General features: G+C 72.7%; 6 protein-coding genes. 1 reads left to right on the top strand and 5 read right to left on the bottom strand.

Going from position 1 to position 7,798, the window contains the following annotated elements:
* Together VGT06_09730 and VGT06_09725 are read right to left on the bottom strand one after the other, a co-directional pair.
* The coding region (locus tag VGT06_09730; GenBank protein ID HEV8663401.1) for a hypothetical protein at positions 1-475 on the bottom strand (475 nt) is incomplete at its 3' end.
* 22 nt (positions 476-497) lie between these two features.
* Positions 498-1,268, bottom strand: coding sequence for an alpha/beta hydrolase (locus VGT06_09725; GenBank protein HEV8663400.1), 771 nt, complete (start codon positions 1,266-1,268; stop codon positions 498-500).
* 109 nt (positions 1,269-1,377) lie between these two features.
* Between VGT06_09725 and VGT06_09720 the strand changes: the two genes are divergently transcribed.
* A complete protein-coding gene (locus VGT06_09720) occupies positions 1,378-3,465 on the top strand; it encodes a cation-translocating P-type ATPase (protein ID HEV8663399.1) in 2,088 nt (695 codons plus the stop codon).
* A gap of 38 nt (positions 3,466-3,503) precedes the next feature.
* On the opposite strand, the gene VGT06_09715 is transcribed toward VGT06_09720, so the two are convergent.
* Genes VGT06_09715 through glp form a run of 3 tightly spaced genes read right to left on the bottom strand, consistent with a single transcriptional unit; the run spans position 3,504 to position 7,692 of the window.
* Positions 3,504-4,502: a glycerophosphodiester phosphodiesterase family protein gene (locus VGT06_09715; GenBank protein ID HEV8663398.1), complete on the bottom strand. Its 999-nt coding sequence runs from the start codon at positions 4,500-4,502 to the stop codon at positions 3,504-3,506.
* An 8-nt stretch (positions 4,503-4,510) separates the two neighbouring features.
* The gene (locus tag VGT06_09710; protein ID HEV8663397.1) at positions 4,511-6,448 is read right to left on the bottom strand and encodes a molybdopterin biosynthesis protein; all 1,938 of its coding nucleotides are present in this window, start codon (positions 6,446-6,448) and stop codon (positions 4,511-4,513) included.
* A gap of 11 nt (positions 6,449-6,459) precedes the next feature.
* Positions 6,460-7,692 carry a gephyrin-like molybdotransferase Glp gene (gene glp / locus VGT06_09705; protein HEV8663396.1) on the bottom strand — a complete coding sequence of 411 codons (1,233 nt, stop codon included), beginning with the start codon at positions 7,690-7,692 and terminating at the stop codon, positions 6,460-6,462.
* Between the last annotated feature and the right edge of the window lie 106 nt (positions 7,693-7,798).

Raw genomic sequence — 7,798 nt, 5'->3', positions numbered from 1 at the left:
GCCTGCCGATCATCCGCCCGATCGCCCCGTACCCGGCAATCCCCAGTAGCCGGCCCTCGAGGTAGTGAGGGAGGAAGGGGGCCCAGCGCTGCCTTGCCTGCTGGGCGAGGACCCGCGGGACCCCCTGGCTCACCGCGAGGAGATAGGCCAGGGTGTACTCTGCCATCCGCTCCTCGAATACCCCGACGGCCCGGCAGAGGGGGACCCCCGCCGGCAGGGGGCCCCGCAGAAACCCCTCCACGCCGGCGGAGGCTGCCTGGATGAGACGGAGCCGCCGGGCGCCGGCAAACGCCTCCGGAGGGATCTGGTAGCCGAAGGCGACCTCCGCCTCCGGCATCTTCCGGAAGACCTCGGCGCGCGACCGGCAGAAGAGGAATCGGGCTCCCGGCAGGGCGCGGCGCAGGAGGGCTGGGTACCGGTCACTCTGCTCCGGCGTGTAGACGAGGATCGCGGGACGGCGGAGGTCTCGCGGCATCGGGATCTCCCCCCGCCTCGCCTCAGGCTGCGGTCGTCCGCGCCGCGGCCTCCCGGACGAAGCGCACCAGCATCTCGAAGTAGGCCCGGCCCCCCACCACGTAGGTATCGTTGTGGCCGGCCCCCGGGATGACCTCGAAGCGCTTCGGGTCGGGGGCGGCGGCGAAGAGGCGGCGGCCCATCTCGAGCGGGATGATCTCGTCGTGCTCCCCGTGCAGGAAGAACATGGGGCAGCGGACCTTCCCGATGAGCGCCAGGGAGTCGTAGGTGGGCGCCCCGGGGGGCGGCGGGGGTAGAAAGGGGAAGTAGAGGCGCATCACGTCGGCGCTGGACGTGAAAGCGGCTTCCAGGATCACCCCCGCGCACCGGTGCTGCGCCGCCACGTGCACCGCGAGGGCCGTCCCCAGCGAGCGCCCGAAGAGGATCAGGGGCAGGGCGGGCCCCGCCGCGCGTGGCGCAACGGCCTGGTAGGCCGCGTCGGCGTCCAGGAAGGTCCCAGCCTTGGAGATCTCCCCCTCGCTCCGCCCATACTCCCGGTAGTCGAAGAGGAAGACCGATACCGGCACAGCCTCCTGCAGGAGGACGAGGTTCTCCAGGCGGTGGGAGATGTTCCCGGCGTTGCCGTGGAACCACAGCCAGGTGGCGACCGCCTGGGGATGGGGGACCCACCACGCGTGCAGGCGCACGCCATCGGCCGTCTGGAAGAAGACATCCTCGAAGGCGAGGCCCGCGTCGGCCGGGGTCCCGATGAAGCCCCGCTCGGGGAAGAAGACGGTGCCCTTCTCGGGGAACATGGCGCCGTCATTCTCCGGGAGGGGCTGCGTGGTGTCAAGGTGACGCCGGGCCTGTATAATGTGGCGGACCCGGCGCCTTTGCGCTCGCGGGTCGGGGAGAGGCAGGACCGTGGCGACGGCACACACCCTGGAGGTTCCCGTTCGCGGCATGGACTGCGTGGAGTGCACGCAGCACGTGAAGCGGGCCATCGCGGCCTTGCCGGGCGTGGAGGCCGTGACCGTCCTCCTCTCGGCCGAGAAGGCCGTCGTCCGGCTCGACCCGTCCCGGGTGGATCTGGCAGCCATCTGCCGGGCGGTGGAGGGGGCGGGGTACGCCGTGCCCGCGGCGCCTGCCGCCCGCCCGGGGCCGGCCCCGGGCGGACCGTTCGCCCGCCGCATCCTGGGCCTGTTGGGCCTCCTCTTCGGTGTCGTCCTCTTCGTCGTCGTCGTGGGGGAGTGGCTCGGCCTCCTCGAGGCGGCCACGCGGCGCGTGCCCTGGGCGCTCGGAGGCGCCCTGGTCCTCGTGGGGGGCTTCCCCGTCTTCCGCAAGGTGATCCGGGCCACCTTCAGGGGACGGGTCATCGCGCATACGCTCATGACGGTGGGGGCTCTGGCTGCGCTCGCCGTTGGCGAGTGGGCCACGGCAGGGGTCGTCGTGTTCTTCATGCATGTGGGGGACGCGGTCGAGACCTTCACCGCCGGGCGCGCCCGCCGCGCCGTGGGGGACCTGGGCGCGCTCGCCCCCCAGATGGCCCGCGTCGAACGGGGCGGCACGGAGCGTGAGGTGCCGGTCGGCGAGGTCCGCATCGGGGAGATCGTCGTGGTCCGTCCGGGGGAGCGGATCCCGGTGGATGGCGAGGTCGTCGGGGGGAACGCCGCTGTGGATCAGGCGACGATCACGGGGGAGGCGATGCCGGCCGAGGTCGGCCCGGGGACCCGGGTGTTCGCGGCGACGCTCGTGGGGCTGGGGGCGCTCCGTGTCCGCGCCACCCAGGTGGGGCCCGAGACCACCTTCGGCCGGGTAGTCCGGATGGTGGAGGAGGCGGAGGCCAATCGGGCAGAGGTACAGCGCCTGGCGGACAACTTCTCGGGCTACTACCTCCCGGTGGTCGCCGCCGTGGCGCTCCTCACCTTCCTCCTCCGCCGCGATCCCCTGGCCAGCGCCGCGGTCCTGATCGTGGCCTGTTCCTGCTCCTTCGCCCTCGCGACCCCGATCGCGATCCTGGCCTCCATCGGCGCCGCGGCCCGGCGCGGCCTCCTGATCAAGGGGGGCAAGCCCCTGGAAGCGCTGGCCCGCGTGGACGTCCTGCTGCTGGACAAGACCGGCACGCTGACCCTCGGTCGCCCCCGGATCACCGATGTCCTCACGCTGGGGGGGATCTCGGAGAGGGAGGTGCTGGCCCTGGCCGCCTCTGCCGAGCGGTACTCGGAGCATCCCCTGGCGGAGGCCGTCCGGGGCGAAGCCCGGGAGCGCGGGCTCGCCCTGCAGGACCCCGAGGCATTCGAGGTGGTCCTGGGCCTGGGGGTGCGGGCCCGGGTCGGGGGCGCGGCGATCGCCGTGGGAAACCGCCGGCTGCTCCCGGCTGCGTCTTCCATCCCCGGCGTCGCCGCGCTGGAGGCGCAGGGCAAGACGCTCCTGTTCGTCGCGCGCGACGGGGGGCTGATCGGTCTCCTGGCCGCGGCCGACACGTTGCGCCCGGAAGTACCGGCGGCCTTCGACGCCGTGCGTGCCCTCGGGATAACCCACATCGAGCTGCTCACCGGGGACAACGAGCGGACGGCCGCCGCCCTGGCCGACCGCCTGGGGGTCCGCTACCGCGCCAACCTGCTCCCCGAGGACAAGATCGCGGTCGTCAAGGACTACCAGCGGCAAGGGCGCGTCGTCGCCATGGTGGGGGACGGAGTGAACGACGCGCCCGCGCTGGCGCAGGCTGACGTGGGAATCGCGATGGGCGCGGCCGGCTCCGACGTGGCCATGGAGGCCGGCCACATGGCACTCTTGCGCGAAGACTGGACGGGCGTGCCCACCCTGTTCCGCATCGCCCGCCGCACGATGAAGGTGGTGAAGGGGAACCTGATCTTCACCGGCGCGTACAACCTCGCCGGTCTGTCCCTGGCGGCCCTGGGCCTCCTGCCGCCCGTCCTGGCCGCGGCCGCTCAGTCCGTGCCCGACCTGGGGATCCTGGCCAACTCCTCCCGCCTCCTCCGCCAGAGGTAGAAGCCTCGTTTCCGTCGGGAATGGGCCCGCTGCCGCTCTCAGGGCGTGGCGCGTTCGGCTGAAGGCGGACGGAGATGGGGGAACTCCCGCTTGAGGAGGGCAAGGAGCACGTCGGGGACGTCGGTGATGATCCCGTCCACGCCCATCCGGATCAGGGCCCGCATGCTGGGCTCGTCGTTCACGGTCCAGGGGATGACCCGGATGCCACCCCGGTGGGCCCGCTCGAGGAGCTCCCGGTCTACGAAGCGGAACGTGGGGGACCAGACCGCCGCCCGGGCTTCCCGCGCCAGGAGGTCTGGCCGGATGGGGCTGCCGGTGCTGGTGAGGACGACGGTCTCGATGGCGGGATTGAGCTGGCGGACCCGGAGGGCGGAGCGGTGGTCGAAGGACTGGACGGTCACCCGGTCCGTCAGCCCGTTCTGCTCGACCAGGCGGACGACGGTCCGCTCGAAGGCCTCGCCGTCATCGCCGATGTGGTGCGGGTCGAAGGGGACCCGCTTGGTCTCGGCGTTGAACCGGACGCGCCGGCCGTAGGCGCGGTCGGCCGTCCGGCCGTAGGCGGCCACCAGGTCGAAGACTTCCTGCAGGGTTGGCACGCGGTAGTCGCCTCCGGCGATCTCGCCCCGGAAGGCCGGGTCTTGCCGGGGGAACTCCTGCTGCTTCACATCGCAGACGTACCCGCGCTTGAGGTCCTGCAGGGTGAGGTCGGCGATGGCTGCGGGGAGGTCCGGGGCCACCCTCCGGCACTTGCCCGCCGTGAGGGTCGGGTCGTGGAAGACCACCACCTGCTGGTCCCGCGTGAAGTGGAGGTCGAGTTCGAGGGTGTCCACCCCGAGTTGCAGGGCCCGCTCGAAGGCCGGGAGGGTGTTCTCGGGAACGAGACCCCGCGCCCCCCGGTGGCCCTGGACGTCGAAGGTCGGGAGGCGACCGCTCCGGGGCCCGTGCGGGCCGGCGGGAGCGGGAGGGGCGGTTGCGAGCGGGAGGCAGAGGGACGCCAGGAGGAGGACGACCGGAACGGCGGGCTGCCGGGGGCGCATCTCGGGTTCTAGGCCTCGCCCACCACCTCGCCCATCCGGCTCGTGTCGTAGCCGCCGAGGGCGGCGACGGCGGCGCGGAACTCCGGGCCGCGGATTATCGCGAGGAGCGGGGCGAGGAGCGGGGCCTCGGCGTGCATCCGGGGAATCACGAGATCGTAGCGCTCCTTCAGGAGGGGGACGAAATCGAGCTCGAGGGCGCGGGCGGCCGCCAGGATCCCGAGGCCGCAGTCGGCCGCCCCGCTCCGCACTGCTGCCGCGACGTTCAGGTGGGTGTACTCCTCGCGGGCGTAGCCGGCGATCTTCGCGGGCGGGATCCCCCGCTGCTTCAGCTGGTAGTCGAGCAGGATGCGGGTCCCGGAGCCCCGCTGCCGGTTGATGAACTGGACGTCCGGGCGCGTCAGGTCCTGGAGCGTCCGGATGCCCTTGGGGTTCCCCTTGGGGACGATGAGCCCCTGATCCCGGAACGTCAGGTTGACCAGGACCGTTGGGACCGTGGCCAGTGTCTGGCGCACGAAGGGGAGGTTGTACTCGCCGGTCGCCTCGTCGAGGAGGTGGGCACCAGCCAGGTGGGCCTCGCTCCGGGCGAGGGCGGTGAGCCCCCCCAGGCTCCCGACGTTGGCCGAGGCGAGCGTGAGATCGGGGTGGCGTTGCTTGAGCCACGAGGCGAGCAGGTCCAGCGTGAGGTCATGGCTCCCGATCGCCACGATGGTCCGGGCGATCTCCTCGGGATCACGGAAGAGTTCCACCGTGACCTCGGCCCCGGCGTGCAGGCCCTCCGTCCCTCGGGGGATTTTCACGCACCCGTCGGCCCGGACGAGGGACATGATGATCCCGGCCCCGCGGGAGAGCGGGGTCGCTACGACCTTGTCCCCGACCTGCCCCACCTTGACCCGGAGGAACTCGTCCTCCCCCATCGGGGAGAGGACCTTCCGGGTCAGGATCGCCCGGACCGTGGGCCGGCTCGGCAGGGGCAGCCCGAGCATCCGGTACAGGAGGGGCCGGCCCAGCAACTCGAAGGTGACGACTGCCGAGACCGGGTAGCCCGGGATCCCCAGGACCGGCTTTCCCTGGGCGATCCCCAGGATCACCGGATGCCCGGGCCGAATCGCGATCCCGTGGACCAGGACCTTCCCCAATTCCCCCACGGCGGCCGCGGTGAAGTCCTCGGAACCGGCAGAGGACCCGGCGTTCACGACGACCAGGTCGTGCTCCTTGAGGGCCTCCCGGATCGCCTCGAGGACGCGCGGGTACTCGTCCGGCACGATGGGGAACCGGGTCGGGATCCCGCCCCATTCCTCCACCTGGCCGGCCAGCATGAGGGAGTTGTACTCGATGATGTCTCCAGGCCTGACGGCGGTGCCCGCAACGACCAGCTCCGTACCGGTGGGGAGGATGGCGACGCGCGGCCTGCGCCGGACGAGGAGCGTGGCGCACCCGCAGCCGGCCGCCGCCCCCAGGTCCACGGGGCGGAGGCGGTGGTTCTCCGGCAGGATGAGCTCCGTCGCCACCATGTCCTCCCCCATGGGCCGGACGTGGTACCAGGGGGCGACGGGACCGACGATCTCGACGGCCTCGTCCCCTACCGGCTGCAGCGCCTCCAGCGGGATGACGGCGTTGAAGCCCTCGGGGATCGGGTCCCCGGTGTCCACCCAGCGGGCCCGCTCGCCGAGCGTGAGGCGGATCGGACTCGTCTCGGAGGCGCCCCGGGTGTCGCTCGCCCGGACCGCCACCCCGTCCATCGCCGCCGCGGGGTAATGGGGGGAGGAGAGGGCGGCCCAGACCGGCCGGGCCGTCACGCGCCCCAGGCACTCCGCCACCGGCAGGGCTTCGCCCGCCAGGCGGGCGCAGGCCCCGACCTCGTCCAGGGCGGGGAGGAAGCGCCGGACCGCCGCGTCGAGGGGGATGTCCTCCAGGTAGACCTTCCGGCCCCTGAGGGGATGGGCCACTCTGCGGCTCCTCAGAAGAGGCGGACCGTCACCCGCTCCCCCGCCGGGATCCCGCTCGCATCCGCCGGAACTTTCACGAGCCCGTCGGCCCGGACCAGCGTGAAGATCAGGTTGGACTTGCCGAAGACCGGCTCCGCCGTCAGGACCCCGTCCTTCGTGGTCAGGCGGACCGGGACGTAGTCCTCCCGCCCCGGGATGGAGTTCACGTTCTTGCCGAGGAGGGCCGCCACCTCGGCCCGCCGGGGGAGCTCGCGGAGGCCGAGGAGGGCGGCGATGGCCGGGAGGACGAAGAGGCCGGCGATGACGATGGCGGAGACGGGATTCCCGGGCAGCCCCACGACCGGCTTGCCCTCGACCAGGGCCAGGATCGTGGGCTTGCCCGGCTTGATCGAGAGGCCGTGCACCAGGACGCCGGGGCGGCCCAGGCTGTCGATCACCTTCGCCGTGATGTCCCGAATGCTCACGGAGGATCCGGCGGAGAAGACCGCCAGATCCCCCTCCGCCATGGCCCGCTGCGCCAGCGCCCGGAGCGGCTCCTCCCGATCCGGCGCGATGCCCAGGGGGACCGCGATCCCCCCCGCCTCGCGGACCATCGCGCTGAGGGTGTAGGTATTGATGTCCCGGACCTGGCCCGGCCCGGGCTCCCGGTCGGGCGGGACCACCTCGTCCCCCGAGGAGACGATGGTGACGCGGGGACGCCGGCGGACCCGGACGGCCGTGATCCCGACGGCCGCCAGGCCCCCGAGGTCCTGCGCGCGCAGCCAGCGCCCCGCCGGAAGGAGGATCTGCCCCTTCCGGACGTCCTCCCCGACCTGGATGACGTTCTCCCCCGGGGCCGCCGGCCGCACGACCTCGATCGTCGTGGCGTCCACGGCCTGGGTGTGCTCCACGATGACGATCGCATCGGCCCCCTCGGCCAGCATCCCGCCCGTGTGGGCCTTCGCCGCCTCCCCGGGGTTCAGCCGGACGGTCGGCGCCTGCCCCATCGGGACCTCGCCGACGACCTTGAGGTAGGCCGGCAGGCCCTCCGTGGCCCCGAACGTGTCCTCGGCCCGGACGGAGAACCCGTCCATGTTGCTGCGCGAGAAGGCCGGTAGCTCCATCGGCGAGGCGACCTCCTCCGCCGTGACCCGCCCGAGCGCCTCCGCCACCGGGACCACCTCCGTATCGGGCAGCGGCGCGATCCGGGGCAGGAAGCGAGCGGCGGCCTCGTCGACCGAGAGGACCTGGAAGAGTTCGGGCATCCCGCGCTCCCCTCCGGAAAAGGGTGGTTCCGAGTAAAACAGGGGGCCAGGGGGTTGTCAAGGTCGCGCTGGCGGCGGGGCCGAGGGAAAGCAGTTGCCGCGGGCC

The sequence above is a fragment of the Candidatus Methylomirabilis sp. genome (genome assembly GCA_036000645.1).
Lineage (GTDB): Bacteria > Methylomirabilota > Methylomirabilia > Methylomirabilales > JACPAU01 > JACPAU01.
The sequence above is the reverse complement of the archived record's forward strand: the minus strand, read 5'-3'. Positions and strand labels throughout refer to the sequence as shown.

Bases quoted from the DNA above. Each gene is read 5' to 3' on its own strand.
- VGT06_09715 (HEV8663398.1), bottom strand. From the start codon at position 4,502: ATGCGCCCCCGGCAGCCCGCCGTTCCGGTCGTCCTCCTCCTGGCGTCC.
- VGT06_09725 (HEV8663400.1), bottom strand. From the start codon at position 1,268: ATGTTCCCCGAGAAGGGCACCGTCTTCTTCCCCGAGCGGGGCTTCATC.
- glp (HEV8663396.1), bottom strand. From the start codon at position 7,692: ATGCCCGAACTCTTCCAGGTCCTCTCGGTCGACGAGGCCGCCGCTCGC.